Annotated in this window: 17 protein-coding genes; 7 read left to right on the top strand and 10 right to left on the bottom strand. The window is 57.4% G+C overall.

Annotated elements, in window-relative coordinates:
- The coding region (locus tag EGK14_RS21555) for an Ig-like domain-containing protein (RefSeq protein ID WP_233598455.1) at nucleotides 1-1424 on the bottom strand (1424 nt) is incomplete at its 3' end.
- Nucleotides 1425-2437: 1013 nt separating this feature from the next.
- Here EGK14_RS21555 and rcsD point away from each other — a divergent pair.
- Both rcsD and rcsB read left to right on the top strand, forming a co-directional pair.
- Entirely contained in the window at nucleotides 2438-5083 is a 2646-nt protein-coding gene (gene rcsD, locus EGK14_RS06265; RefSeq protein WP_125288225.1) for a phosphotransferase RcsD, read from the top strand.
- Between the two features lies 1 nt (nucleotide 5084).
- Nucleotides 5085-5735 carry a response regulator transcription factor RcsB gene (rcsB, locus tag EGK14_RS06270; RefSeq protein WP_034938033.1) on the top strand — a complete coding sequence of 217 codons (651 nt, stop codon included), beginning with the start codon at nucleotides 5085-5087 and terminating at the stop codon, nucleotides 5733-5735.
- Between the two features lie 63 nt (nucleotides 5736-5798).
- Here rcsB and rcsC read toward each other — a convergent pair whose 3' ends face one another.
- Nucleotides 5799-8654 (bottom strand): two-component system sensor histidine kinase RcsC, encoded by a 2856-nt coding sequence (rcsC, locus tag EGK14_RS06275; RefSeq protein WP_125288226.1) that lies wholly within the window; start codon nucleotides 8652-8654, stop codon nucleotides 5799-5801.
- A 740-nt stretch (nucleotides 8655-9394) separates the two neighbouring features.
- Complete coding sequence (gyrA, locus tag EGK14_RS06280; RefSeq protein WP_125288227.1) at nucleotides 9395-12031, bottom strand: DNA topoisomerase (ATP-hydrolyzing) subunit A; 2637 nt, start codon at nucleotides 12029-12031, stop codon at nucleotides 9395-9397.
- A gap of 179 nt (nucleotides 12032-12210) precedes the next feature.
- On the opposite strand from gyrA, the gene ubiG reads away from it, so the two are divergent.
- The 4 genes from ubiG to yfaE all read left to right on the top strand — a co-directional run bounded on the left by ubiG (nucleotide 12211) and on the right by yfaE (nucleotide 17227).
- Nucleotides 12211-12939 (top strand): bifunctional 2-polyprenyl-6-hydroxyphenol methylase/3-demethylubiquinol 3-O-methyltransferase UbiG, encoded by a 729-nt coding sequence (ubiG, locus tag EGK14_RS06285; protein ID WP_125288228.1) that lies wholly within the window; start codon nucleotides 12211-12213, stop codon nucleotides 12937-12939.
- Between the two features lie 527 nt (nucleotides 12940-13466).
- Nucleotides 13467-15752, top strand: a complete 2286-nt coding sequence (gene nrdA / locus EGK14_RS06290; RefSeq protein ID WP_125288229.1) for a class 1a ribonucleoside-diphosphate reductase subunit alpha — start codon at nucleotides 13467-13469, stop codon at nucleotides 15750-15752.
- 76 nt (nucleotides 15753-15828) lie between these two features.
- On the top strand, nucleotides 15829-16959 hold the full coding sequence (gene nrdB / locus EGK14_RS06295) for a class Ia ribonucleoside-diphosphate reductase subunit beta (RefSeq protein ID WP_125288230.1): 1131 nt from the start codon (nucleotides 15829-15831) through the stop codon (nucleotides 16957-16959).
- Between the two features lie 7 nt (nucleotides 16960-16966).
- Nucleotides 16967-17227, top strand: coding sequence for a class I ribonucleotide reductase maintenance protein YfaE (yfaE, locus tag EGK14_RS06300; RefSeq protein WP_199746382.1), 261 nt, complete (start codon nucleotides 16967-16969; stop codon nucleotides 17225-17227).
- 39 nt (nucleotides 17228-17266) lie between these two features.
- Here the strand turns inward: yfaE and EGK14_RS06305 are convergent, their stop codons facing one another.
- On the bottom strand, nucleotides 17267-18463 hold the full coding sequence (locus tag EGK14_RS06305; protein ID WP_125288232.1) for a nicotinamide mononucleotide deamidase-related protein YfaY: 1197 nt from the start codon (nucleotides 18461-18463) through the stop codon (nucleotides 17267-17269).
- A 214-nt stretch (nucleotides 18464-18677) separates the two neighbouring features.
- Between EGK14_RS06305 and EGK14_RS06310 the strand changes: the two genes are divergently transcribed.
- A complete protein-coding gene (locus EGK14_RS06310; protein ID WP_125288233.1) occupies nucleotides 18678-20123 on the top strand; it encodes a catalase in 1446 nt (481 codons plus the stop codon).
- 137 nt (nucleotides 20124-20260) lie between these two features.
- Here the strand turns inward: EGK14_RS06310 and menE are convergent, their stop codons facing one another.
- The 6 genes from menE to elaB form a co-directional block, all read right to left on the bottom strand.
- On the bottom strand, nucleotides 20261-21616 hold the full coding sequence (menE, locus tag EGK14_RS06315; protein ID WP_125288328.1) for an o-succinylbenzoate--CoA ligase: 1356 nt from the start codon (nucleotides 21614-21616) through the stop codon (nucleotides 20261-20263).
- A gap of 182 nt (nucleotides 21617-21798) precedes the next feature.
- The gene (menC, locus tag EGK14_RS06320; protein WP_125288234.1) at nucleotides 21799-22821 is read right to left on the bottom strand and encodes an o-succinylbenzoate synthase; all 1023 of its coding nucleotides are present in this window, start codon (nucleotides 22819-22821) and stop codon (nucleotides 21799-21801) included.
- Nucleotides 22821-23675: a 1,4-dihydroxy-2-naphthoyl-CoA synthase gene (gene menB, locus EGK14_RS06325; protein WP_125288235.1), complete on the bottom strand. Its 855-nt coding sequence runs from the start codon at nucleotides 23673-23675 to the stop codon at nucleotides 22821-22823. Before menB ends, menC begins: the two co-directional genes overlap by 1 nt.
- Nucleotides 23676-23684: 9 nt before the next feature.
- Nucleotides 23685-24449 carry a 2-succinyl-6-hydroxy-2,4-cyclohexadiene-1-carboxylate synthase gene (menH, locus tag EGK14_RS06330; RefSeq protein ID WP_125288329.1) on the bottom strand — a complete coding sequence of 255 codons (765 nt, stop codon included), beginning with the start codon at nucleotides 24447-24449 and terminating at the stop codon, nucleotides 23685-23687.
- On the bottom strand, nucleotides 24446-26086 hold the full coding sequence (menD, locus tag EGK14_RS06335) for a 2-succinyl-5-enolpyruvyl-6-hydroxy-3-cyclohexene-1-carboxylic-acid synthase (RefSeq protein WP_125288236.1): 1641 nt from the start codon (nucleotides 26084-26086) through the stop codon (nucleotides 24446-24448). The genes menH and menD overlap by 4 nt, the downstream gene beginning before the upstream one ends.
- Before the next feature lie 172 nt (nucleotides 26087-26258).
- Nucleotides 26259-26576 (bottom strand): stress response protein ElaB, encoded by a 318-nt coding sequence (gene elaB, locus EGK14_RS06340; protein WP_125288237.1) that lies wholly within the window; start codon nucleotides 26574-26576, stop codon nucleotides 26259-26261.
- Between the last annotated feature and the right edge of the window lie 37 nt (nucleotides 26577-26613).

The raw sequence follows: 26613 nt of genomic DNA on the forward strand, positions 1-26613 counted from the left end.
GTGGTGGTTGCCGCCGCGCCTGCCGCATCGGTAACGGTAGCGGTAATGGTCGCGGTGCCCGCTGCCAGCGCCTGCACGGCCGCAGCCGGAACGGCCACGCTCCACGCGCCGCTGCCGTCAACGGTGGCGGTGTAGGTTTGCCCGTTCAGGGTAACGGTAACGGTCTGCCCCTGCTGCACGTTGCTGGTGGTGCCGCTGATGGTCTGCGCCTGCTGCTGCTCGCCGTTATCCAGCACGTCGTCGCCCGCAAAGGCGGCGATGGTGATGGCGGGTACGGTAGTCGGGGCGTTAACGGTGAAATCATGGGTGGTGGTTGCCGCCGCGCCTGCCGCATCGGTAACGGTAGCGGTAATGGTCGCGGTGCCCGCCGCCAGCGCCTGCACGGCCGCAGCCGGGACGGCCACGCTCCACGCGCCGCTGCCGTCAACGGTGGCGGTGTAGGTTTGTCCGTTCAGGGTAACGGTAACGGTCTGACCCTGCTGCACGTTGCTGGTGGTGCCGCTGATGGTCTGCGCCTGCTGCTGCTCGCCGTTATCCAGCACGTCGTCGCCCGCAAAGGCAGCGATAGCGATGGAAGGCGTGGTCGGCGTGACCGCGCCAGCTTCTACCGTAAAGGTTTCAGCGGTGGTCGCCGTGCCGCCCGCATTGTTGGTCACGCTGACGGTCAGCGTATTGCTGCCTTCCGGTAACGTAGCCAGGGCGGCGGCCGGTAAGGTGATGCTCCAGCTGCCATCGGCCCCGACCGTGGTGGTATAGGTCACGCCGTTGAGCACGACGGTAACGGTGTTGCCCGCTTCCGTGCCGCTGGTAGTACCGTTCAGCGTCTGGTCAGAATTTTTTTCCGCCGTCGACAGGGTATTATCGCCGGTTAACGGATTGACGGTAAGGGATGGCGCTACTGCTGCTGCATCATCATCGCCGCCGCCGCCGCCGCCGCCACCGCCGCCTGCCAGTGCGGCGACGCCTGCTGCGCCAAGGCCGAGCGCGCCGATACCTGCGGCAGTGATAACCCCGGTGGTTGCGCCGGTATCAGCCAGCAGCAGCGGTTCCAGCGAACCAAGCGATTCATACTGTGGCGTAATCGTCATGGCCGCCTGCGCATCGGCAAACTCATTGGTGACCGGGAAAAGCGCATGTTCAGGCGGATTGACGCCGTCGTCAAAAACCAGCTCGCTGTGATCGCCGTCAACGTCATCCAGGAAAAATTGCTGATAGCGTTTAACGCTGCCGTCACGCATGTGGACAATGAGATCGTTCCCCTGGCGTTCGAACTCGGTCACCATGGCGCGGGTTCCATGAATGCGGACTACGCTGGGTTGATTCAGGAGGATGGTATTGTTGGAGTTCCCTGCAGCGACCTGAGAAAGAATGCTGCCATCGTCGCGCGAAAGTATTTCCACGCTGCCATCAGTAAGCTGAGCCATAGTAACCTCGTGTACACCAGACATTGAATGTTTCACACGTAAACATGAAGAAAACCTTCATCTTTACGCGCAAAGTAATAGATCGCCTTACCCGAGGGCAGGCGGCTTTACCTGGTGCAACGACATTTCCGGCGGGCATAGAAATGTTAAAAACAACCTAAAAAGAGGCGCTGATACGCTATTTTTTTTAACTTTTATCTTTCTGATAGTATGAAAAACCCCGCCACTCGGCTTGATTAATATTTATCGACAGGATAAACATAATTTATAATTTGACTTAGTTTACAATTCTGCAAAATGTCAACTATCAAATAAAATTGATGAAATAACGCATTAATAAATTGATTTAACTTAAGGAATTTTTTTAAGGAAGTGTAAAAAATGTAACAGCTCCCGGAAGATTTACTGCCGCCGCTGCCGCTCGTTTTTTTTGACCGCGCGCAAATTTTCATATCAGCGTGCAGAAACCGGTAAAGATAAACGGCATGGGTAGTACAAAAAAACAGCAGTATCGAGAGACAGACAAAAGCGCATTAAAACGCTTTTTTTACCTCTGGCCAATGATTTGAGTTAAGAGAAGATGGCGCGCTATCCACCAGGAGTTATCTGTAAAATCACCTTTAGCCTCAATATTTGATTAACAGGGGCTTTTTTTCAGGTTATTTAACACAAACGCCCGCGTCGCTATGGTTTTGTCGCGATATAATATGCGCCTTGCCCGTGGCGCGTTCTTCTTTAATTTAGCGAAATGTGATAAAAAGTAGTGTTTACTGCGACAAGCTTTTAACGGAACCTATGACGATTCAGGATGCCAGACCCGCAAGCGCCTGCGCGCTGGCCGCCCCCCACGCGATTTCTTTGTTTACACGCGCGTGGCCACACAACAGATCCTTGTGTTCCGATGAATCGCCAGGCAGCTACTGCCCGCCTTCCGTTGTCTCATTCGTCCTTTTGTTCGCGGCTTGCCTTTACCTGTGCCTGACTGATGGCTCGTTAACTGGGGTTCCACGGCTATGATGCCCTACAAATTTCCACTGACTTCCGGTAACGTCACCCGGTTTTTCGTGATGTTTATCCTGGTACTGCTGTTGGCATCCGGATTTATGATCCACAACGCCGTTAACGCCTGGCTGACCGATAAACGCTATGCGATGGCGGATATCGCTCACGTTATGCAGAAGCGTATCGACACCTACCGGTTTGCAACCTGGCAGATTTATGAAAATCTTGCGGCCAATGCCGCGGGCTCGCCGCCGAACAGCCTGCAGGAAACCCGCCTGCGTCCCGATGTTTATTATCTTGAGAAAACCCGCCGTAAAACCGAAGCGCTGATTTTTGGCTCGCACGACAGCAGCACGCTGGATATGACGCTGCGTATGTCTAATTATCTGGATACGCTATGGGGCGCCGAAAACAGCACCTGGTCAATGTATTTTCTCAACGGGCAGGATAACAGCCTGATTTTAATTTCGACGCTGCCGTTAAAGGATATGGCGACGCGTTATAAAGAGAGCGCCATCAGCACTATTGTCGATGCGCGCCGCGCGGAGATGCTCCAGCAGGCCAACGCGCTGGACGAACGGGAAAGCTTCTCGCCGCTACGCCGCTTTACCTGGCAGAATGACCACTATTTTACCGTACGCACCACCTTTAACCAACCGGGCCATCTGGCTACGGTGGTCGCCTTCGATTTGCCGATTAACGATCTGATCCCGCTGAATATGCCGTTGGAAAATTTCCAGCTGAAGCAGGATACGGCCGGTACCGGCAGCAGCGTGGATGAAGACAGCACCCACAGCACTAAGGTAACGCTGCTTAACCCCAATGTAGAAATCGCCGCCTCGCTGACCAGCACGCCCCTGCAGCTGGTTTATCGCGTGCCGATCCTCGGCCTGATCGCCGATACGCTGCGTAACCTGATATGGCCGCTGCTGGCGAATTTTGTGCTGCTGCTGCTTTCGCTGGCCGGCCTGCTGCTGCTGCGCCAGCAGTCGCTGCGCCCCAGCGAAAACCAGAGCGCCGAACTGGAGTCGCTGCGCGTCCTTAACGAAGAGATTGTGGCCAGCCTGCCGGTTGGCCTGCTGGTGTATGACTTTGCCAGCAACCGCACGATTATCAGCAACAAAATCGCCGAGCACCTGCTCCCGCATCTCAATCTGCAAAAGATTATCAATATGTCCGATCAGCATCAGGGCGTGTTGCAGGCTACCGTTAACAACGAAGTTTATGAGATCCGCCATGCGCGCAGTATGCTGGCGGCCAGCACCCAGCTGTTTATGATGCGCGATCAGGATCGCGAGCTGCTGGTGAATAAAAAGCTGCAAAAAGCGCAGCAGGTGCTGGATAAAAGCCACCAGACGCGTCAGCAGCTGTTGCAGAATCTGGGACACGCGCTGAACCGGCCGCTGGGCGATGTGATCGGCCATTTGCAGGCAATCGAATCCGCGCAGCCGGGCGAACAGCTGGAAGACGCGCTGCAGGAAGCGCAGGCGCTGCGTCGGCTGGTGGATGATATCGTGCTGTTAAATCGTCTGGAAACGCATGACTGGGCGCCGGACGCCGAAGCCTTTAACCTGCAAAGCGTGCTTGATGAGCTGGTGACCGAGGCCCTGCCCTCGCTGCGGCGTAAAGGGCTGAAGCTGGTGGTCAGCAACCGCCTGAACAGCGACGAGAACCGTTTTGGCGATCGGCGCGCCATTTACAAAATCCTGACCACCCTGCTGCACTATTCCATTACCAGCACCAGCTGGGGCCGCATCTCTGTTGAGGTCAGCCATCCTGCCGATCGGCCGGACAGGCTGGCGATTGAAATGGTGGATACCGGCGCCGGACTGACGGTGGACGAGATGGGCAACACCGATTTTCCTTTCCTCGGCGAAACCAGCTTTGACCGTTTTGGTCAGGCTTCGGGGCTGGCGTTTTTCCTTTGTAAGCAGCTGTGCAAACAGCTTGGCGGGCATCTTGAAATTGTCGCGCGTCCCGATATCGGCACGCGTTACAGCATCCAGGTTCATGCACCGCAGGAACACCAGCAGGCTCAGGAAGAGAAGCTGCTGGAAGGTCTGACCGCGTTAATTGATATCAACGTGGATGAGGTCAGAAAAATTGTGGTGCATCAGTTAGAAAACTGGGGCGCCAGCTGTATTACGCCGGACGAGCGTTTTTCCGGACAGGATCACGATGTGCTGGTCACGGACGACCCGGCCAGCCTGACGGCCTGGTCGCTGCTGCTGACGGATGATGAGGCGGGCTACACCGCGCTTTCCCGCGATCGCTTCAGGGTGAATTTCAATATCAGCAGCGCTATGCAGGATGCGTTACTGCAGCTTATTGAGCTTCAGCTGGCCCTGGATGAGACCGAAGAAGAGGAGACGCCTGCGCAGCTGTTCGCGCCAGGCTATTTCCAGCTGTTTGTTGAGACAGTACCAGATGATGTAAAGAGATTGTATAATGAGGCAGCAGAAAAGGACTTGAGTTCGCTTGCTCAGACTGCGCATCGCCTGAAGGGTGTGTTTGCCATGCTTAATTTGACACCGGGCAAGCAGCTTTGTGAAACGTTAGAACAGCACATAACCGAGTGTGACAATTCAAACATTAAAAATACCACCAGTGAAATTGACCGCTACGTCAACGAACTGCTGCAGCAAGGTAACCAATAATATGAACAACCTGAACGTAATTATTGCCGATGACCATCCTATTGTTCTGTTCGGCATTCGCAAGTCACTTGAACAGATTGAATGGGTCAATGTTGTCGGTGAGTTCGAAGATTCCACAGCATTAATCAACAGCCTATCCAAGCTCGACGCCAACGTCCTGATCACCGATCTGTCGATGCCTGGTGAAAAATATGGCGACGGTATTACGCTGATTAAGTATATCAAGCGTCACTATCCGGACCTGTCGATCATCGTACTGACCATGAACAACAACCCGGCCATCCTCAGCGCCGTGCTGGACCTGGACATTGAAGGGATCGTGCTGAAACAGGGCGCGCCAACCGACCTGCCTAAGGCGCTGGCCGCACTGCAAAAAGGCAAGAAGTACACACCGGAAAGCGTGGCTAAACTGCTGGAGAAAATCAGCGCGGGCGGCTATGGCGACAAGCGCCTGTCCCCGAAAGAGAGCGAAGTGCTGCGCCTGTTTGCGGAAGGTTTCCTGGTAACCGAAATCGCCAAGAAGCTGAACCGCAGCATCAAAACCATCAGTAGCCAGAAGAAGTCGGCGATGATGAAGCTGGGCGTGGATAATGATATCGCGCTGCTGAACTATCTTTCATCCGTCAGCACCATGCCGGTGGATAAAGACTAAATTCCCGGGACCTGTCGATCTGTTCTAAGCCTGGCTCCCGCCAGGCTTTTTTTATCGCCCTCGTTACCCTTCCCGGCTTTTTCTGACCCGATCCGCGTAAAACGCCAGCGTCTGCTGTAGCGTGTCCAGCGTAACCGGCTTCGACAGGCAGTTATCCATGCCCGCTTCCATACAGCGCTGTTTTTCTTCCGCCAGCGCGTTGGCGGTGACGCCAACCACCGGGAAGGTGAGGCCCAGCTGCCGCAAGCGCTGCGTCAGGCGGTAACCGTCCATATTCGGCATGTTGACGTCGGTCAGGACAATATCAATCTCGTTGCGGCTCAGCACGTTGAGCGCGTCCACGCCGTCCTGCGCCGTTTTCACCCGATAACCCAACGAGCCAAGCTGATCGGATAGCAGCATGCGGTTGATAGGGTGATCGTCCACCACCAGGATAAGAATATCTTCGTTGGTGACGCTTTTCTCGTCCGTTTCCGGCAGTTCCGACGAAGCATCCGGCATCTCCACCTCCACGCGATAGATGCGTCCCAACAGCGCGGGCAGCTCGTGCGGCGTAGTGGTGCCGTAAACCCAACGCCCCGGCGACAGCTCCTGCGGGCCGTCGTTGTGGCTGCCGTCAAAGCGGATAGTCGCCCGATGCACCTGCTGGCTCTGGAAGTCGTAATCGGTCACGATCACGTCATCCGGCTCACAGCGGCTTAGCTCATGCAGGCGCTGCACCTTCAGGCCGTGCCCGTCGAGCAATTTTTCCAGGAAGGCGGCCAGCGCCTCGTTACGCAGTTCCAGCCAGCAGGCTTTGCCTTCCAGGCCTTCATGCCGCTGCGGGGTTTTCACCTTGCTGTTATAAAGCGGAATGCGCACGATAAACTGGCTGCCCATTCCCGGTTCGGAATCGACCTCAATATCGCCGTCCATCATATTGATCAGCTTTTCACAGATAGCCAGACCCAGGCCGGTGCCCTGGAAATTACGCTGCACGCCGGTGCCGACCTGGAAGAACGGATCGAACAGACGGGTGATCTCTTTGGCCGGTATGCCCACGCCGGTATCGCGTACGCGGAAAGCCAGATAGCCATCCTTAACGTAAGCCTGCAAAATAATGCCGCCGGTGTGGGTAAACTTAATTGCATTGTTTAACAGGTTAGAGATGACCTGCTGAAGGCGGATCGGATCGCCGTCCAGCGTGACCGGCACGTCGCTATCGATAAAGCACCAGAGCGTCAGTCGTTTTTTCACTACCATCGCCAGATAGTTAGAGGCGATATGGGTGATCACCTCGCGCGGCGCGAACTCACGTGGTTCAATACGCAGCTGCTCTGACTCAATTTTGGAAAAGTCGAGAATATCGCTGATGATTTTCAGCAGCAGGCTGGAAGAATTATTCATCGCCGTGACCAGCGACTCTACGCCTTTCGGCAGCGCGCGGGTTTGCAGCAAATCCAGGTTGCCGATAATGCCGTACAGCGGCGTGCGTAACTCGTGGCTGACCGTGGCCAGGAACATGGATTTCGACTGGCTGGCCTGCTCGGCTGCCTGCGCCATTTCCTGTAGCGACTCTTCCATTTTTACGCGCGCGCTGACGTCCACCAGCACGCAAATCGCCACGTTTTCGTTGCGATAGCGCGAATGCACAAAGCTGATTTGCAAATTGGTATTGCTGCCGGTCAGCACGTCGACAAAGTTAACCTGCTGGCCGCAAATAATTTCGGTCAGGCGCTGCCTGTCTTCCTGCGTCAGCATACTGAGGTAGTTATGCGCCAGCTCGTTGCTGAGGATATTAGTGCCGTCACTGGTGCGCAGGATACAAATGCCGACCGGAGCAGAGGCGACGATTTTGCGGTTAAACTGCTCGTGCTCTTCCAGGCGATGGGCATTATCTTCGGCAGGCAAAAACATGCGCCGCTCAAACAGCCAGGCCAGCGTAAACAGAATGATGGCGCTGATGACGTTAAGCAGGATGGCATTGATGATCAGCATTTTCAGCTTTTCGACCATCTCGTTAGTCTGCACTGAATAGACCATGGTCAGCGAGGACGGCGTCAGCGTTTTTTTCAGCACCAGCTGTTTGTAGCCGTTGATATAGCCGAACCAGGTACTGTCGTCGGGCAGATCGTCCAGCGATACCCGACTGCCGGGGCGGGAAGAAGTCAGCACGCGCTGATTGTCTGCGTCCAGCAGCATAGCGTTGACCGGGAAGCTGCCCGGCACCACAAAATCATCCAGGCGGATGCTTTGCTCAATACCCAGCAGCGCCGCCATTTTGCTGGCGACATAAACCGGCGTCACCATATAGTAGTAGCCCGTACCGGGCTGGCTGGCCGGTGCGATCCAGAAGAAGCTGTTTTTGCGCTCTTCGTCATTGCCGCTGCGGTATTTCAGGATGCGTTCGTGCAGCGCTTTCAGCGCGCGCTCCCGGTCGGCGGATGCGTTGCCGACGCCAAAGTCTGCCATGCACAGGCTTTCACCGCCGATAAAGAACACCCTGTTCAGCTCATAGGCGGAAGCAAAATTGGCTTTCCAGTAGTGCAGGAAATAGCTCAGCGACTCCAGCGAATTGCGCCAGACGTCGCTCATGGCGCTACAGTCAGAGTCGGAATAGAGCGGATAAAACTGTGGCAGCGCCGTTTTGCCGGGAAAAACGCCGTTGAGCACGTCAAGGCCGTTGGCGGACGCGTTCAGCCGGTTCTCAGCGATATACTTCAGTTCTCGCGTAACGTCTGTTGAATGGCGAACATACCACTGCGCCTGCTCAAAGCTGGCATTGAATTCCTGCCGTACCTGCGCCTCTTTCTCGTGCAGCACGTTAATAATATAAAAGGTGGTGAGCAGCGCACCAAGCGTCCAGAGCATCAGCGCCAGCGCCCGGAACAGATAGCGAGAGATCCTTAACGTCGTTCTGAACGAGACTAAATATTTCAAACGGAACCTACAGTGGCGGCTGGTCGGGATGACAAATACGATCCCGCTACAGTACCGCCAGAGCCGTTAAAAAGCCAGTTACCCGTACGCTCAACGCGCTGTTTTCTGCGTAAAACCCCGCGCTTACTCAAGACTTTTCTGGATAACCGTCAGCGGGACGGCGACAGCCCGCAAAAACGTCGTTTCTTCTCGCCGGCGCAGCCAGTTTTTCGGCTGATTCATTCATCCAACCCAGCGATAGTGCAATAACCTTCTTTCTGGCAGGTCTGCTGGCTTTGCGCTTTTGATTTTTTTCTCGATAACATAAATAGCCTCCTGCACATATGCCTGATGATAAAGATAGCCGGTCGCCTCTGCGTGCCGGACAAGAACAACGCATCATAAGCATAAAAACTCAACGGCCAGGCGAAATTTTCAACACGGCCACGCACTCAGCCTCCAATAAATAAAAAATGCATTGCCTGGAGCAGTGGGTTTATCTCAACGACATATTCCCGGCTTCTCCCTTCCCGTTTGATCGCGCTAATCAGGTAGCACTCTCCCCTGCTCGTCAGCGAAGAAAAACAGCGCTCGGTTTTAATTTGCCTGACAACCCTCCTTAGTTTGCCCTGCCTGTATAGCAGTCCCTTTCCCCGCAGTCCGTTTCAGCGTTAACTTTGCGTAGCGCCTTCCGCATTTTCTTCGGCGCATAAAAAAGGCCGGTTCACTGAACCGGCCTCTGGCACCTTAAGCGGAAGAAATTACTCTTCTTCGTCGCCTTCCGGCGCGTCGTCTTCCATCACTTCCGGCGCGATGTCCTCGTCGCCTTCGGCCACGCTGCCGTCGATAGCATCCAGCTCTTCTTCAGCAACCGGCTCGGCCACGCGCTGTAGGCCCACCACGTTTTCATCTTCCGCAGTACGGATCAGAATAACGCCCTGGGTGTTACGGCCAACCACGCTGACCTCAGACACGCGGGTACGCACCAGCGTACCGGCATCGGTGATCATCATGATCTGATCGCTGTCGACCACCTGCACCGCGCCGATAACCGGCCCGTTGCGCTCGGTGACCTTGATCGAGATAACGCCCTGGGTCGCACGAGACTTGGTCGGGTACTCGCTGTTGGCGGTACGCTTACCGTAGCCGTTCTGCGTCACCGTCAGGATAGCGCCGTCATCACGCGGCACGATCAGCGAGACCACACGATCGCCTTCCGCCAGCTTGATGCCGCGTACGCCAGATGCGGTACGGCCCATCGCGCGCACCGCGCTCTCGGCGAAGCGCACCACTTTACCCGCCGCAGAGAAGAGCATCGCTTCATCGTTGCCGTTGGTCAGCGACACGCCGATCAGCTCGTCGTCTTCACGCAGGTTGACGGCGATAATGCCGGCGCTGCGCGGACGGCTGAACTCGGTCAGCGCGGTTTTCTTCACGGTGCCGCTGGCGGTCGCCATAAAGATGTTCCAGCCTTCCGCGTATTCACGCACCGGCAGAATTGCGGTGATGCGCTCGTTGGCTTCCAGCGGCAGCAGGTTGACGATAGGACGTCCGCGCGCGCCACGGCTCGCTTCCGGCAGCTGGTAGACTTTCATCCAGTAGAGACGACCACGGCTGGAGAAGCAGAGGATCGTATCATGGGTGTTGGCCACCAGCAGGCGGTCGATAAAGTCTTCTTCCTTGATGCGTGCTGCCGACTTGCCTTTGCCGCCGCGACGCTGCGCTTCGTAATCCGTCAGCGGTTGATATTTCACGTAGCCCTGATGCGACAGGGTCACGACCACATCTTCCTGGTTAATCAGATCTTCAATATTAATATCGGCACTGTTGGCGGTGATTTCCGTGCGGCGTTTATCGCCAAACTGGTCACGCACCAGCTCCAGCTCTTCGCGGATCACTTCCATCAGGCGCTCGGCGCTTTCCAGAATGCGGATCAGCTCGGCAATTTGCTCCAACAGCTCTTTATACTCGTCCAGCAGCTTTTCGTGCTCCAGGCCGGTCAGCTTCTGCAGACGCAAATCCAGGATCGCCTGGGCCTGCTGTTCGGTCAGGTAATACTGGCCGTCGCGAATGCCGTACTCTTCTTCCAGCCACTCCGGACGCGCCGCGTTGTCGCCCGCGCGTTCCAGCATGGCGGAAACGTTACCCAGTTCCCAGGCACGCGCCACCAGACCCGCTTTCGCTTCCGCTGGCGTTGGCGCCCGGCGGATTAGCTCGATAATTGGATCAATGTTGGCCAGCGCGATCGCCAGCGCTTCAAGGATATGCGCGCGATCGCGAGCCTTGCGCAGTTCAAAGATAGTCCGGCGCGTCACCACTTCACGGCGGTGGCGAACAAAGGCTTCCAGAATATCCTTCAGCGGCATGATCTTCGGCTGGCCCTGATGCAGCGCCACCATGTTGATGCCGAAAGAGGTTTGCAGCTGGGTCAGCGAGTAGAGGTTGTTCAGTACCACTTCGCCTACCGCATCGCGCTTCACTTCCACCACGATGCGCATCCCGTCTTTATCGGACTCATCACGCAGCGCGCTGATCCCTTCCAGACGTTTTTCTTTTACCAGCTCCGCCATCTTCTCGATCAGGCGCGCTTTGTTCACCTGATAGGGAATTTCGTGGATGATGATAGTTTCGCGGCCGGTTTTAGCGTCCACTTCCACTTCGCCACGCGCGCGGATATAGATTTTGCCGCGCCCGGTACGATAGGCCTCTTCGATGCCGCGACGGCCGTTGATGATGGCGGCGGTCGGGAAGTCCGGCCCCGGAATGTGTTCCATCAGCCCTTCAATGCTGATGTTCTCATCTTCGATATAGGCCAGACAGCCGTTGATCACTTCCGTCAGGTTGTGCGGCGGAATATTGGTCGCCATACCTACGGCAATGCCCGAAGAACCGTTAACCAGCAGGTTCGGGATCTTGGTCGGCATGACTTCCGGGATCTGCTCGGTGCCGTCATAGTTCGGCACGTAGTCGACGGTTTCTTTTTCCAGATCCGCCAGCAGCTCGTGAGCGATTTTAGACATGCGCACTTCGGTATAACGCATTGCCGCAGCGGAGTCGCCGTCAACGGAACCGAAGTTGCCCTGGCCGTCTACCAGCATGTAGCGCAGCGAGAAAGGCTGCGCCATACGCACGATAGTGTCATACACGGCGGTATCGCCATGCGGGTGATATTTACCAATAACGTCGCCGACAACACGGGCTGACTTTTTATAAGGTTTGTTCCAGTCATTGCCCAGCACGTTCATGGCATAGAGCACGCGACGGTGTACTGGCTTCAGGCCATCGCGGACGTCTGGCAATGCACGGCCAACGATGACCGACATGGCATAATCAAGGTAAGAGTTCTTTAGCTCTTCTTCGATATTGACCGGTGTGATTTCTCTGGCCAGGTCACTCATGGAGGCGCTTTCCTTCTAAATTATACCCGGATTTAAAGGTGCGAAAGTATATCACCTTTAGGCTCTATGGTGAACGGAAAGCGTCGTTCCGCCCGCTTTAATCACGCGCTTTTATCCTGTCGGCCGTTCGCCTGCGGAAAGATGTATACTGAAGCCAAACTTCCAGGGAGTAAGAAACAATGAAGGCAGAGCAAAACAGCGCCACGGCTAACGTGGATCATCAGGAAATTGCCAAGTTCGAGGCGGTCGCGTCGCGCTGGTGGGATCTGGAAGGCGAGTTTAAACCGCTGCACCGCATTAACCCGCTGCGCCTTGGTTATATCGCTCAGCACAGCGACGGCCTGTTCGGCAAAAAGGTGCTGGACGTTGGCTGCGGCGGCGGCATCCTGGCGGAAAGCATGGCGCGTGAAGGCGCCGAGGTGACCGGCCTGGATATGGGCGCCGAACCGCTGGAGATCGCCCGTTTACACGCGCTGGAAAGCGGCGTAAAGGTTGATTACGTACAGCAAACCGTTGAGGAGCACGCGGAGCAGTTCGCCGGTCAGTACGACGTGGTGACCTGTATGGAGATGCTTGAGCACGTGCCGGATCCGCGCTCGGTGGTGCACGCCTGCGCGAAGCTGGTTAAGCCCGGCGGCGAAGTGTTCTTTTCCACCCTTAATCGCAACAGCAAATCCTGGCTGATGGCGGTAATCGGTGCGGAGTATGTGCTGCGTATGGTGCCGCGCGGCACGCACGATATTAAGAAATTTATCCGTCCCGGTGAACTACTGAACTGGGTCGATGAAACCTCGCTGCGCGAGCGCCATATGATCGGCCTGCATTACAATCCGCTGACCAACAAATTCAAGCTGGCGCCGGGCGTCGACGTTAACTATATGGTGCATACGCACCGCCCTGCGGAATAACGCCATTTCCCTTAAGAGCGCTGTTTCTTAAGGGAAATTTTTTCCTGCCTCCGCTTTACCTGCGCTCCCCTGCCCGCACCGCACTTTTTGTGCTTCTGCCTTTGCAGGAACTTCTTATTCGCTTCGACATAAATTTTATTTCGTGCCTGCGTCGATTTTTTCGCCATTCTTCGGGATATTTTCAGCATCTGAAGTATACTTTTTGGCCAAAAAAAAAGGCGGCGAATCAAGGGTGCACAAAGATCCCGCATTCAGGAAAAATAAGAAAAAATTTCTCGCCCTGTTGACATGGACCCAGGGCCTTGAGAAACGCGGACTTAGGAAAACAGCCAGCCCGCGATCCGTAAAATTGCCGCTGCGTCAAGGCTTGTTAAGATCGCAGAAATTACTAGAATAACCACCATATTGTTATCAATACTTCATCTACCCCCTATATATAGTGTTTATCCACAGAGTTACTCACACCTGAGCAGTCTGTGTATAAACGGGGGATATTTTCGATCTCACGGACAGGATAAAAACGCCACATGAATCAGAGCCTGCTTGTCACTAAACGCGATGGCCGCACCGAACGCATCAATCTGGATAAAATCCACCGCGTGCTTGACTGGGCTGCAGAAGGTCTGCAAAACGTTTCCGTCTCTCAGGTTGAACTGCGTTCCCATATCCAGTTTTACGAAGGCATCAAAACCTCCGACATCCACGAGACGATCATCAAGTCTGCTGCCGACCTGATCTCCCGCGATGCGCCGGACTATCAGTACATGGCCGCGCGCCTGGCTATCTTCCACCTGCGTAAAAAAGCCTATGGCCAGTTTGAGCCGCCGAAGCTTTACGATCAGGTGAAGCGCATGGTCGATCTGGGTAAATACGATCGTCACCTGCTGGAAGACTACAGCGTGGAAGAGTTCGAGCAGATGGACGGCTTTATCGACCACTGGCGCGATATGAACTTCTCCTATGCCGCCGTTAAGCAGCTGGAAGGCAAATATCTGGTGCAGAACCGCGTGAGCGGCGATATCTACGAAAGCGCGCAGTTCCTCTATATTCTGGTGGCGGCCTGCCTGTTCTCCGGCTATCCGCGTGAGACGCGTCTGGATTACGTAAAGCGTTTCTACGACGCAATTTCTACCTTTAAAATTTCCCTGCCGACGCCGATTATGTCCGGCGTGCGTACCCCAACCCGCCAGTTCAGCTCCTGCGTGCTGATCGAATGCGGCGACAGCCTGGATTCAATTAATGCGACCTCCAGCGCCATCGTGAAGTATGTTTCCCAGCGCGCCGGTATCGGCATCAACGCTGGCCGCATCCGTGCGCTGGGCAGCCCGATCCGTGGCGGCGAGGCCTTCCATACCGGCTGTATTCCTTTCTACAAGCATTTCCAGACGGCGGTGAAATCCTGCTCTCAGGGCGGCGTGCGCGGCGGAGCTGCTACGCTGTTCTATCCAATGTGGCATCTGGAAGTAGAAAGCCTGCTGGTGCTGAAAAACAACCGTGGCGTGGAAGGCAACCGCGTGCGTCACATGGACTACGGCGTACAGATCAACAAACTGATGTACACCCGTCTGCTGAAAGGCGAAGAAATCACCCTGTTCAGCCCGTCCGACGTGCCTGGCCTGTATGACGCTTTCTTTGCCGATCAGGAAGAGTTCGAGCGTCTGTATACCAAATACGAGAAAGACGACAGCATCCGCAAACAGCGCGTAAAAGCGGTAGACCTGTTTTCGCTGATGATGCAGGAACGCGCCTCAACCGGCCGTATCTATATTCAGAACGTTGACCACTGCAACACCCACAGCCCGTTCGATCCGGCTATCGCGCCCGTGCGCCAGTCCAACCTCTGCCTGGAGATTGCGCTGCCGACCAAACCGCTGATGGACGTCAACGACGAGAATGGTGAAATTGCGCTTTGTACGCTGTCGGCGTTCAACCTTGGCGCAATTGAGAGCCTGGACGATCTGCAGGAGCTGGCCACGCTGGCAGTGCGTGCGCTGGATGCGCTGCTGGACTATCAGGATTACCCAATCCCGGCCGCCAAACGCGGCGCGATGGGCCGTCGTACGCTGGGTATCGGCGTGATCAACTTCGCCTACTATCTGGCGAAGCACGGCGTGCGCTATTCTGACGGCAGCGCCAATAACCTGACGCACAAAACCTTTGAAGCCATTCAGTACTACCTGCTGAAGGCATCCAACGAGCTGGCGCAGGAGCAAGGCGCCTGCCCGTGGTTTAACGAAACCACCTATGCGCAGGGCATTCTGCCGATCGACACCTATAAGAAAGATCTGGATGCGATCAGCAACGAGCCGCTGCACCTGGATTGGGAAGCGCTGCGTGAGGCAATTAAAACGCACGGCCTGCGTAACTCCACGCTTTCGGCGCTGATGCCGTCAGAGACCTCTTCGCAGATTTCCAACGCCACCAACGGCATTGAGCCGCCGCGCGGCCATATCAGCATCAAGGCGTCCAAAGACGGCATCCTGCGTCAGGTGGTGCCGGAGTATGAGCGTCTGAAAGATCGGTATGAACTGCTGTGGGATATGCCGAACAACGACGGCTATCTGCAGCTGGTCGGCCTGATGCAGAAGTTTATCGACCAGGCGATTTCATCGAACACCAACTACGATCCGACGCGCTTTGCCAACGGTCGCGTACCGATGAAACAGCTGCTGAAAGATCTGCTGACCGCCTATAAGTTCGGCGTGAAAACGCTTTATTACCAGAACACCCGCGACGGTGCGGAAGATGCTCAGGACGACCTGGCGCCATCCATTCAGGATGACGGCTGTGAAAGCGGCGCCTGCAAAATTTAACCAAAGCGGGGCGAGCTTCGCCCCCTGATTTTACGTCGGGCCGGGTTTTCCCAGCCCTTCCTCACTGGATAATGTCATGGCTTACACCACGTTCTCGCAGAATAAAAACGACCAGCTGAACGAACCAATGTTTTTCGGCCAGCCGGTCAACGTCGCCCGCTACGACCAGCAGAAATACGGCATTTTTGAAAAGCTGATCGAAAAGCAGCTCTCCTTTTTTTGGCGCCCGGAAGAGGTGGACGTATCGCGCGATCGCATCGACTATCAGGGCCTGCCGGACCACGAAAAGCACATCTTTATCAGCAACCTGAAATACCAGACGCTGCTGGATTCCATTCAGGGACGTAGCCCGAACGTGGCGCTGCTGCCGCTGATTTCCATCCCCGAGCTGGAAACCTGGGTTGAGACCTGGGCGTTTTCAGAAACCATCCATTCGCGCTCTTATACGCATATCATCCGCAACATCGTTAACGATCCGGCGGTGGTGTTTGACGATATCGTCACCAACGAGCAGATCCTGTCGCGCGCCAAAGATATTTCCGGCTACTACGACGATCTGATCGAGATGACCAACTACTGGCATCTGCTGGGCGAAGGCACGCATCAGGTTAATGGCAAAACCGTGACCGTTAACCTGAGAGAGCTGAAAAAACAGCTTTATGTCTGCCTGATGAGCGTGAACGCGCTGGAAGCGATCCGCTTCTACGTCAGCTTTGCCTGCTCGTTTGCTTTTGCCGAGCGTGAACTGATGGAAGGCAACGCGAAAATCATCAAGCTGATTGCCCGTGATGAAGCGCTGCACCTGACCGGCACTCAGCATATGCTGAACCTGCTGAGAAGCGGCGAAGACGATGCGGAGATGGCGGAAATCGCTAAAGAGTGCCAGCAGGAGTGCTACGACCTGTTCGTGCTGGCCGCGCAGCAGGAGAAAGAGTGGGCGGAATATTTGTTCCGCGACGGCTCGATGATTGGCCTGAATAAAGATATTCTTTGCCAGTACATCGAATATATCACCAATATCCGCATGAACGCTGTGGGGCTGGAGCTGCCGTTCAAAACCCGCTCTAACCCGATCCCATGGATCAACTCGTGGCTGGTTTCGGACAACGTGCAGGTTGCGCCGCAGGAAGTGGAGGTCAGCTCCTATCTGGTTGGCCAGATCGATTCCGAAGTAGGCGAAAACGACTTCGACGACTTCCAGCTGTAATATGCGGATGTACGTTACCCTCAGCGCCTGCGGCACGCGCCTCGAATGCGCAGAGGATCACCCTAACCTGCTGACGACGCTGGAAGCCCACAACTATCAGGTGGAGTTTCAGTGCCGCGAAGGCTACTGCGGCTCCTGCCGCATGCGCCTGGTAAAAGGTGAAGTCAGCTATGCGGAGAAACCGCTGGCCTTTATTCAGCCGGGGGAGATCCTGCCGTGCTGCTGCAAGGCTAAAGGTGATATTGAGATCGAGATCCTGCACCTTTAGCTGTACGCTGAAAAACCGCGCCCTCCGGCGCGGTTTTTTTTAGTCCCGCTGCGTCTCCACCACGTCAATCCAGCCGTGGCCGCCCGTCACCTCCAGACCGTCCAGCCAGCGTCGCAGCATATTCAGCGCCATCATGGCCGCAACGTCCTGACGCGCTTTCAGCCCGTGCCGGTTGTTGCTGAACTTTACCCGCTGGCTCCAGCAGCCCTGCGGCGTAAAGAGGGCAAAGCCGAGGTGATTTTCTTTTTCTGCGCCAACCACCAGCGCCAGATCGGCTTTACCCGCTTCTGCCAACCGTTGCGCGCGCTGCATCAGTTCAGCCAGGCTTTCATCCTGCGACGGCAGCACGTTGCCCGCCGCCAGCGGCGCCTGTACCGAAGCGAGCTGATACTGCACCAGTCCGGCGGTAAACTGTTCGCCGATCGCCAGACGATAGTTTTGCTCCTGCAGGCGACGCGACAGCTGCGCGGGCAGCCCTTCCGTACCTTCAAAAATTGTACTTTCGCCAGCGATTTCACGTACCTGCTGCCAGAACTGCTCCATCTCAGGCCGCTTAGAGGCCGGGCCGTTCAGCTTCAGCTCAATAATCGGCATTGAGGCGCGGTAGCCCATTACCACGCCTTCCGGCAACGGCAGCGGCTCAATTTCTGACGCCAGATCGCTTTCTCCGCGCCCGAAGGTAGTCAAGCGCAGGCACACCGGCGGATCTGACACCGGGAAGCGAGCTTTAAGACGAGGCAGGATTTGCTCCTCGACCATCCTTTTATATTCTGACGGCACGCCGGGAGTGAAGAAAATCCAGCAGCGGTTGAGCTGAAGCGCAAAACCACAGGCGGTGCCGATCGGATTGTCGATCATCTCGGCACCCGCCGGGATTTCCGCCTGCTTGCGGTTACTGTCGGCCATTTTGCGGCCTCGTCCGGCAAAAAACGCCTCCATCTTCGCCAGCCATTCCTCCTGCATCACCAGCCCTACACCTGCCGCTTTCGCCGCCGCGACCGCGCTTAAATCATCGCTGGTCGGCCCCAGGCCGCCGTTGACAATCAGCACATCCGCCACCCTGCTGCGCTCGGTAAGCACGCTGACCAGCTCTTCCATACTGTCGCCAACGGTCTGGCGGCTCGTCATGGGTAATCCCTGTTGAAACAGCAGCTCGGCCAGCCAGGCCGCATTGGTATCCACGATTTGCCCGTGCAGCACTTCATCGCCGGTAGACAGCATTTCCACTCTGATCATGTTCTTCTCCGCATTGTTCAGACCTGTTTAACAGTATGAAGCCTCACGGAAAATTACAACGTCATTTCACCATCAATACGGCAAATGGCAGCAATAGCTAACGCCAGATTGTCGCCGTTCGTCCCGGACAGGCAGAATAGCCAACACAATAGTCAGTGCCGATTAAAAAAGAACTTTTGAAAGGTATATATTCAGTTAACGAGGATATGCGCTCATGACCAAAAAAGGACTCACTACCGCCTCAGGCGCGCCAGTCGCCCATAATAATAATGTAATGACTGCCGGACGCCGCGGCCCGATGCTGCTACAGGACGTTTGGTTTCTGGAAAAGCTGGCCCACTTCGACCGCGAAGTGATCCCGGAGCGTCGTATGCATGCCAAAGGCTCCGGCGCTTACGGCACCTTTACCGTAACTAAAGATATTACCCGTTTTAGCCGGGCGAAGATTTTTTCCGAAGTGGGTAAAAAAACCGAGCTGTTTATGCGCTTTTCTACGGTGGCTGGCGAGCGCGGCGGTGCCGATGCGGAGCGTGATATCCGCGGCTTCTCGATGAAATTTTATACCGAAGAGGGCAACTGGGATCTGGTCGGTAATAACACCCCCGTTTTCTATCTGCGCGACCCGCTGAAGTTCCCCGATCTGAATCACGTGGTAAAACGCGACCCGCGTACCAACCTGCGTAACCCAACCTACAAATGGGATTTCTTCTCACAGCTGCCGGAGTCGCTGCACCAGCTGACTATCGACTTCAGCGATCGCGGCCTGCCCACTTCCTATCGCCATATCCACGGTTTCGGCAGCCACACCTATAGTTTTATCAACGACCAGCAGGAGCGCTTTTGGGTTAAATTCCATATGCGCTGTCAGCAGGGTATTCAGAACCTGATGGACGATGAGGCCGCGTTGCTGATTGGTCGCGACCGTGAAAGCTCGCAGCGCGATCTGTTCGATGCCATTGAGCAAGGCAACTTCCCGCGCTGGAAATTCTTTGTGCAGGTTATGCCGGAAGCCGAAGCCTCCTCCACGCCTTACAACCCGTTCGATCTGACCAAAGTCTGGCCGCACGCCGACTATCCGCTGATTGAAGTGGGCGAGTTTGAGCTGAACCGCAATCCGGACAACTACTTTGCCGAAGTGGAACAGGTCGCCATGAGCCCGGCCAACGTGGTGCCCGGTATCGGTTTCTCGCCGGATCGGATGTTACAGGGTCGTCTGTTCTCCTATGGCGACGCGCACCGCTATCGCCTGGGCGTCAACCATCATCAGATCCCGGTGAACGCGCCGAAATGCCCTTTCCACAACTATCATCGCGACGGCGCGATGCGCGTGGACGGCAACAGCGGCAACGGCGCCACCTACGAACCCAACAGCTTTAACGTCTTCCAGGAGCAGCCCGATTTTAGCGAGCCGCCGCTGTCGCTGGAAGGCGCAGCCGACCACTGGAACCATCGCGAAGATGATGACTACTTCACCCAGCCGCGCGCGCTGTTTAACCTGCTGAGCGAAGAGGAACACCAGCGAATGTTCCAGCGTATCGCCGGAGAACTGCGTCAGATACCGGAGTTTATCCAGCAGCGCCAGCTCGCGCTCTTTTACCAGGTGCATCCGGCCTACGGTGCAGGCGTGGAACAGGCGCTGAAAGAAGCGAAACAGGGCTAAATGCCGGGCCGTCTTCGGCCTCGATAGCGCCAGTCAGCATAGCAATGCCGGGATATTTTCCCGGCATTATCGTTTGATGACCAACCGTTGTCAGCACAACAGGTTGCGATCGGAATGGCCTGCGGTCGAGGACGTTGTCAGCAGGCTGTTTTTTTTTCCTGTCGTAAAACCCACTCCGCCAGCTGCCTGCGGGAAGGCTTGATGCCGCCGTCGCTCAGCTCCGGCAGGATGTACCAGCGTACCGGGCGTTGAAACCCGGCCAGCTTTTTTGCCGCCCAGGCCTGAAGCGGCGCAAACGAAGAGGTGCCCTTAAGCGCCACCAGCGCGACCGGCCGGTGTCCATATTCCTCATCAGGCTGCGGCACGATAAAAACCTGATCCACCGTTTCGTGTCGGGCCAGCACCGCTTCCAGTTGTTCAGGCTGAATACCTTCCCCCGCCGAGAAAAACAGATTATCAAGACGACCGCTAATCACCAGATCGTTACCACGCTGCACACCGCCATCGCGCGTGTGAAACCATCCTTCCTTATCGGTAAGCGGCAGCAGCTTTCCGTGCTGCCAGTAGCCGCAGGCCAGCGCCTCTGAACGTATCGTAATTTCTCCCTCGGTTAGCCTGATGCTATGACCGGGCAGCGGCTCGCCGACGCCCGGCTCGCCGTCCGCCCTTTTCGCCGCCACGGTCGAGGCCGTTTCCGTCATGCCGTAGCCGCACCAGCAGGCGACACCGCGCGCTTCAGCCTGAGCGGTCAACGCTGGCGGAATAGCCGCGCCGCCCAGCAAAACGGTGTTCAGCCGCAGCGTCGGCTCCTGCAGCAAACGCCAGAGCTGCGTAGGCACCAGCGAGGCATAAGTCGCTTCCGGGCTGATTTTGTTATCGCTGAGCACCAGCCTTGCGCCGCGATAAAGCCAGCGCCAGAAAATGCCCTGGCCGGAAACATGGAACAGCGGCAGCGAGAGCAGCCAGCTGTCGTCCGCCCCGAAGTTAAGCCTCGTCGTTACGCCGTGCGCGCTGGCGAAATGCGCATTAAAGGTATGTGCGGCGGCTTTCGGCAGGCCTGTGGAGCCGGAGGTCAACGTCAGCGTGGCGATGGCGTCGCGCTGCCAGCGGGCCGGGATCGGGCCAGCTTGATTGATTATCTTTAACGCAGGGATATTTGCTGGCCCCTCGCCGTTCAGCGTCAGCGCATAGTCCATATTTAACGAAGGCAGCAGCGCGGCAGTCTGCCAGGCCGGCAGCCGGGGATTGATAGGCAGCAGGCGCGCGCCGCAGCGCAGCAGTGCCAGCCAGGCCAGCACGGCCCGTTCGCTGTTGGCGGCCTGTAACACCACGCCGCTTCCGGCGCTTACGCCCTGCGCGTGGAAGCCTGCCGCCAGTGCCTCGATTTGGTCTGCCAGCTGCGCCCAGCAGTAGGCGCGATCGTCAACCGTCAGCGCGAGGCGAGTCGGCGCCAGCTTCGCCCAGTACAGCCAGGGCCAACAGTCAGCGGTCAGCATACTTCCTCCAGGTCTTCAGCAGGCGTCAGCGGCAGCCAGGGCCAACAGCCTGAAGTCAGCATACTTCCTCCAGATTTTCAGCAGGCTTCAACGGCAGCCAGGCCCAACAGCCTGAAGTCAGCATACTTCCTCCAGATTTTCAGCAGGCTTCAACGGCAGCCAGGGCCAGCGGCCTGAAGTCAGCATACTTCCTCCAGGTCTTCAGCAGGCGTCAGCGGCAGCGGCGACCCCGGCCAGACACGTACCAGCTGCTGCTGCATTAGCGAAAGCGTATCCAGGCCGGGCGCGACGCCGGGCGTCAGCCAGCAGGCTATCCGCGCCAGCTGCGTCAGGCCCAGGCTCGACTCGATCGACGAGCTAATCACCGCCGTCAGGCCCGCCTCGCCGGCTCGGACAACAGTCTCACGAACCGTAGCCAGGCTGCCGACAAGCATTGGCTTGATCACGATGGCGCGCAGATGGGGTTCCGCCGTTGGAGTGTATCCCGGCATCCGGCTGCTCTCATCCCAGGCCAGCGCGATGTCCGTTTCCTGCGCGAAGAGACGGGAATCTTCCTGCGTTCGGCACGGCTCCTCGATGAAAGCGATACGCGACCGCAAAGGCTTCGGCACAAAACGGGCAAACTGTCGGGCTTTCTCTAAACTCCACTGCTGGTTCGCATCGAGCCGCAGCGTCAGCGTCGGTACCGCTTCCAGCAACAGCGATGCGGTTATTCCATCGCGCACCGCTTCGTAAAGACCCACTTTTAGCTTGGCTAGCGGCTGCGGCCGCTGATTAAGCTGAACAATCAGCTCGTCGGGATCGCCCGTGCACAGCATCGCGCCAGAATAATTGCCCGTCGATGGCATTACGCCAGCCAGCTCCGCCAGCGCGCAGCTGAGGCCAAACGCCACGGAAGGCGACAGATTTTGTTGTTTTGGCAATGGCGCTGAGGACGAAAGCAATGGCGACAATGGCGTCAGCAAGCCGTGCCCCGTTTCCCAACCCGATCGCCAGCCTTGCAGCCAGCGCTGCGCTTCAGTCTGCGCCTGCCCCACCGTTTCCGAACTGAAGCCGGGCAGCGGCGCTATCTCGCCCCACCCTTCGCGGCCCGCCTCTTCCAGCCTGACCAGCAGCCCGTGGCGCGATGCTACCCGCCGATTGCGCAGCACCACGCCTGTCGTTACTGGTATGTTGTAATTAAAAAGCGTTGCCCGGCGCATCAGGGGTTTCGCTTAAAGCGGCTGAAATCCGGCTGCCGCTTCTGATTAAAAGCGTTACGGCCCTCCTGGCCCTCTTCCGTCATATAGAACAGCATGGTCGCGTTGCCTGCCAGCTCCTGCAGGCCCACCTGACCGTCGCAGTCGGCGTTCAGCGCCGCCTTCAGGCAGCGCAGCGCCATCGGGCTGTTTTGCAGCATCTCCCGACACCAGCGCACCGTCTCTTTTTCCAGTTCAGCCAGCGGCACGACCGTATTGACCAGGCCCATTTCCAGCGCCTGCTGCGCGCTGTACATCCGACACAGGAACCAAATTTCACGCGCTTTTTTCTGCCCGACGATCCGCGCCATATAGGACGCGCCCCAACCGCCGTCGAAAGAGCCGACTTTGGGGCCGGTCTGGCCAAACTGCGCGTTGTCCGCCGCTATCGTTAAATCGCACAGCATATGCAGCACGTGCCCGCCGCCGACCGCGTAGCCTGCCACCATCGCCACGACCGGCTTGGGACAGGTGCGGATCTGACGCTGAAAATCCAGCACGTTAAGATGATGTACGCCTGCCTCGTCGCGGTAGCCGCCGTAGTCGCCGCGAATTTTTTGATCGCCGCCGGCGCAGAAAGCCTGGTCGCCCGAGCCGGTAAGAATAATGACGCCGATGTGCTCGTCGTGCCGCGCGTCGCTCAGTGCATGCAGCATCTCCTTAACGGTCTGCGGCCGAAAAGCGTTGCGCACCTCGGGCCGGTTGATGGCAATTCTGGCGATGCCGTCCGCCGTTTTGTGATAGAGGATATCGTGGTAGTCGCCGCATGGACGCCATTCTGTCGGCGCATCCAGCATCGCTTCATCGGGATAGATCATGATTTCTCCTTAAACGGGGTTTAGCTTTTGCGCCAGGGCTGCGGCAAAGGCCTGAGGGCAGGCGTGATGGGCGTTGTGACCCGCCGCCGGGATAGTGGCAACCGGCAGCCCGGCCCCGGCGGCCAGACGCTGGAATTTGAGGTCGTGCTCGCCGCAGAGATAGTGGAAAACAGGAAGGCGCTGGATTTCCGGCAGCAGATACGGCTGGCTGGCGAGCGAGGTGTTGAGCAGCATAGCGGCCAGCGCCTGCGGATCGTTATCAGTTCGCTGGGCGATCAGCTGTTGCCGCTGCGATTCGCGCAGATCGGCAAACACCGGCTGTTGATACCACTTATGCAGCGTGTCGCCCAGCGGCTGCTGGCGGAACAGGCTGGCCCAGCGGCGATCGTGAGCCAGCCGCTGCGCCCGCTCACGAGGCGTCACCAGCCCGAAATGCGCCCCTTCGACCACCACGCCAGCCAGCGACGGATCCGCGCAACGGCAGGCGTGATACAGTGCGGCGCGGCCGCCGAGCGAATAGCCGATCAGCCAGTAGCGTCGAATGCGATGCTGTCGCAAAGTGGCGTTCAGCCGCGCTGAAAGCTGTTCAAAACCGCCGATCCGCTGCGCGCGTGAACCGCCGTGGCCGGGTAAATCAACGCTCAGCTGCGGCCAGTCGCGGAAAAAATCCTGTACCGGCTGCCACTCGCGGCCGCTGCCCAAAAAACCGTGCAGCCAGACCAGCGTCGGCCGGTCGCTACGGTGTTCGCCCTGCCAGCGCGCGTGCAGCATCATTTTCGCCATGCTCCGGCCAGCCACCCTGCGCCCGCCTCAACCTTCATCTCAATCAGCGTGGCGGTGGCGCTGCGCCAGCCCGCTTCAACCGCGGACTGCAGTGACGGCCAGTCTTCCGGCTGATGGTAAGCAAGGCCGAACATAGCGGCGGCGCTGGCGAAACACGCCTGCTGCGGCAGGGTAAAAAAGCGCTCCCGCTCGTTTTCAGGCGTCGGCAGCAGGGAAAAAATCTGTCCGCCGCCGTTATTGACCACTATCAGCACCAGCGGCCCGGCGGTCAGCGCCAGACTGTTGAGGTCATACAGCGCCGAAAGATCGCCCACTATCGCCAGTAACGGTTTGCCGCTGCCGCGCTGTACGCCGGTCGCGGTGGCGAGTAGCCCATCAATACCGCTGGCGCCGCGGCTGGCATACACGGGATAGCCAGCAGGCAGGCGGGCAAAGGCGTCGGCCAGCCTGATGGTCAGGCTGTTGCCCAGAAACAGCGCGCCCTGCTCCGGCAGCAGCTCTGCCAGCCGCTGCGCCAGCTGCGCTTCACCAAACTCCCGCAGCCTGTCGGCGAGCGCGGCATGGGTTTCCAGAGCCAGCGCCTGTAGAGAAGGCAGCCATGCAGGTTGCGAAACGGCTTGATGTCCGGTAAGCCATTTGCCGATGTCGGCCACAATGCGCTGACTGCGATGATGGGCGGGGTCCAGATGGCCGGGCAGCGGATCGATAAGCCAGTATGCCGCGGGATCCGCTGCCGCCAGCCAGCCGGTCAGCCTTTTCCCGGTCAGCCGGGCGCCAAACTGAATAATGATTTCCGCCCCATTGAGCGCCTGCCTCGCATGTTCTTCCTGTAGCCAGAGTTCGCTACAGGGAAAAGGCGCGCCGGTATGGGACTGTATATCCGCCAGTAGCGGCCAGCCCAGCGCCTCTGCCCAGCCAGCCAGCGCCACGCCCTCCTGCGCCGTGATTTTACCCGCGATAATCAGCCCGCGTTTTTGCCGCCAGCGCGGCCAGCTGTCGAGCACAGGCGTGGCCCGTTCCGTATGGATGTTCAGCCAGGGGGTTTCCTGTTGCCACCATTTGCCGAGCGCACCGTGCCAGGCCTGGAACGCTGACGACGCTTCGCCATATAGCGGTTCGGCAAAAGGCACGTTGATATGTACGGCGCCTGTAGGATGCTGTTGCAGCAGCGCATCGACGGCCGAAACCAGCCAGCGAGCCGAAATATCCGCAGAGGGGCGAGGAAGATCCAGCGCGCCGCCGACGTGGCTGGCGAAAATACCGCGCTGGATGATGGCCTGATTGGCGCCGCAGTCAATGAGTTCCGGCGGGCGATCGGCGCTGAGCACAATGAGGCGTTCGCCGGTCAGGCTGGCCTCGATCACAGCGGGAGCAAGATTGGCAACGGCGGTGCCGGAAGTGACGATTATCGCCACCGGGCGGCGCGTCGCTTTCGCCAGGCCCAGCGCCAGATAGCCGAGGCCGCGCTCGTCAAAGTGGGTATGGCAGATCAGGTTGCCCGCAGCGGCTTCCAGCGTCAGCGGCGCGGATCGGGAGCCGGGGGCAATACAGACGTGCTGCACGCCGTGACGGCTGAGAGCTGCCAGTATTACGGCAGCCCAGCGGCGGTTGAAGATACTGTGCGACATCACCCACTCCGGATCAAACAAGCAGCGGGCAGTATAAAAGCGCCCTGGCGGGCCGATTTTGATTTAGGGCAGGATTAACGTGTTATTTTCAGTTTGGCAACCCGGGCTGCAAAAACAAAACGGGCACCCTTAGGGTGCCCGTTATTACTGGCGTAGCGCCCGGCGTTATCGCTTAGCGACGCGCCAGCAGCAGGCCTACCACCAGGCCCAGCGTAGCACCTACGCCGATGCCCTGCCACGGCTTCTCGTGGACATACTCATCGGCACGGCTGGCAACTTGTTTAGCGCGATGATAGTAGTTATCTGAGGCGTTGCTGACGCGTGATTTAACGTCGTTCAGCGATTTTTCCGCTTTGGCTTTCAGCTCAACATATTTCTGATCGGCCGGATCGCCAGATGATTTCAGCACTTCCTCCAGCGTTTCGGTCAGCAGAGCCAGATCGTCATCCAGGCGGGTGTCGATTTCTTGTGGGTCAGTTGTCTTAGCCATAACATCTCCTTGTGCGAATAATACCCTTAACTATAGA

It is taken from the genome of Erwinia sp. 198 (genome assembly GCF_003937915.1).
GTDB lineage: Bacteria > Pseudomonadota > Gammaproteobacteria > Enterobacterales > Enterobacteriaceae > Erwinia > Erwinia aeris.

Excerpts from the sequence above, each read along its gene's own strand:
- rcsD (WP_125288225.1), top strand. The coding sequence starts at position 2,438 with ATGATGCCCTACAAATTTCCACTGACTTCCGGTAACGTCACCCGGTTT.
- rcsB (WP_034938033.1), top strand. The coding sequence starts at position 5,085 with ATGAACAACCTGAACGTAATTATTGCCGATGACCATCCTATTGTTCTG.
- gyrA (WP_125288227.1), bottom strand. The coding sequence starts at position 12,031 with ATGAGTGACCTGGCCAGAGAAATCACACCGGTCAATATCGAAGAAGAG.
- ubiG (WP_125288228.1), top strand. The coding sequence starts at position 12,211 with ATGAAGGCAGAGCAAAACAGCGCCACGGCTAACGTGGATCATCAGGAA.
- nrdA (WP_125288229.1), top strand. The coding sequence starts at position 13,467 with ATGAATCAGAGCCTGCTTGTCACTAAACGCGATGGCCGCACCGAACGC.
- nrdB (WP_125288230.1), top strand. The coding sequence starts at position 15,829 with ATGGCTTACACCACGTTCTCGCAGAATAAAAACGACCAGCTGAACGAA.
- yfaE (WP_199746382.1), top strand. The coding sequence starts at position 16,967 with ATGTACGTTACCCTCAGCGCCTGCGGCACGCGCCTCGAATGCGCAGAG.
- EGK14_RS06305 (WP_125288232.1), bottom strand. The coding sequence starts at position 18,463 with ATGATCAGAGTGGAAATGCTGTCTACCGGCGATGAAGTGCTGCACGGG.
- EGK14_RS06310 (WP_125288233.1), top strand. The coding sequence starts at position 18,678 with ATGACCAAAAAAGGACTCACTACCGCCTCAGGCGCGCCAGTCGCCCAT.
- menC (WP_125288234.1), bottom strand. The coding sequence starts at position 22,821 with ATGCGCCGGGCAACGCTTTTTAATTACAACATACCAGTAACGACAGGC.
- menB (WP_125288235.1), bottom strand. The coding sequence starts at position 23,675 with ATGATCTATCCCGATGAAGCGATGCTGGATGCGCCGACAGAATGGCGT.
- menH (WP_125288329.1), bottom strand. The coding sequence starts at position 24,449 with ATGATGCTGCACGCGCGCTGGCAGGGCGAACACCGTAGCGACCGGCCG.
- menD (WP_125288236.1), bottom strand. The coding sequence starts at position 26,086 with ATGTCGCACAGTATCTTCAACCGCCGCTGGGCTGCCGTAATACTGGCA.
- elaB (WP_125288237.1), bottom strand. The coding sequence starts at position 26,576 with ATGGCTAAGACAACTGACCCACAAGAAATCGACACCCGCCTGGATGAC.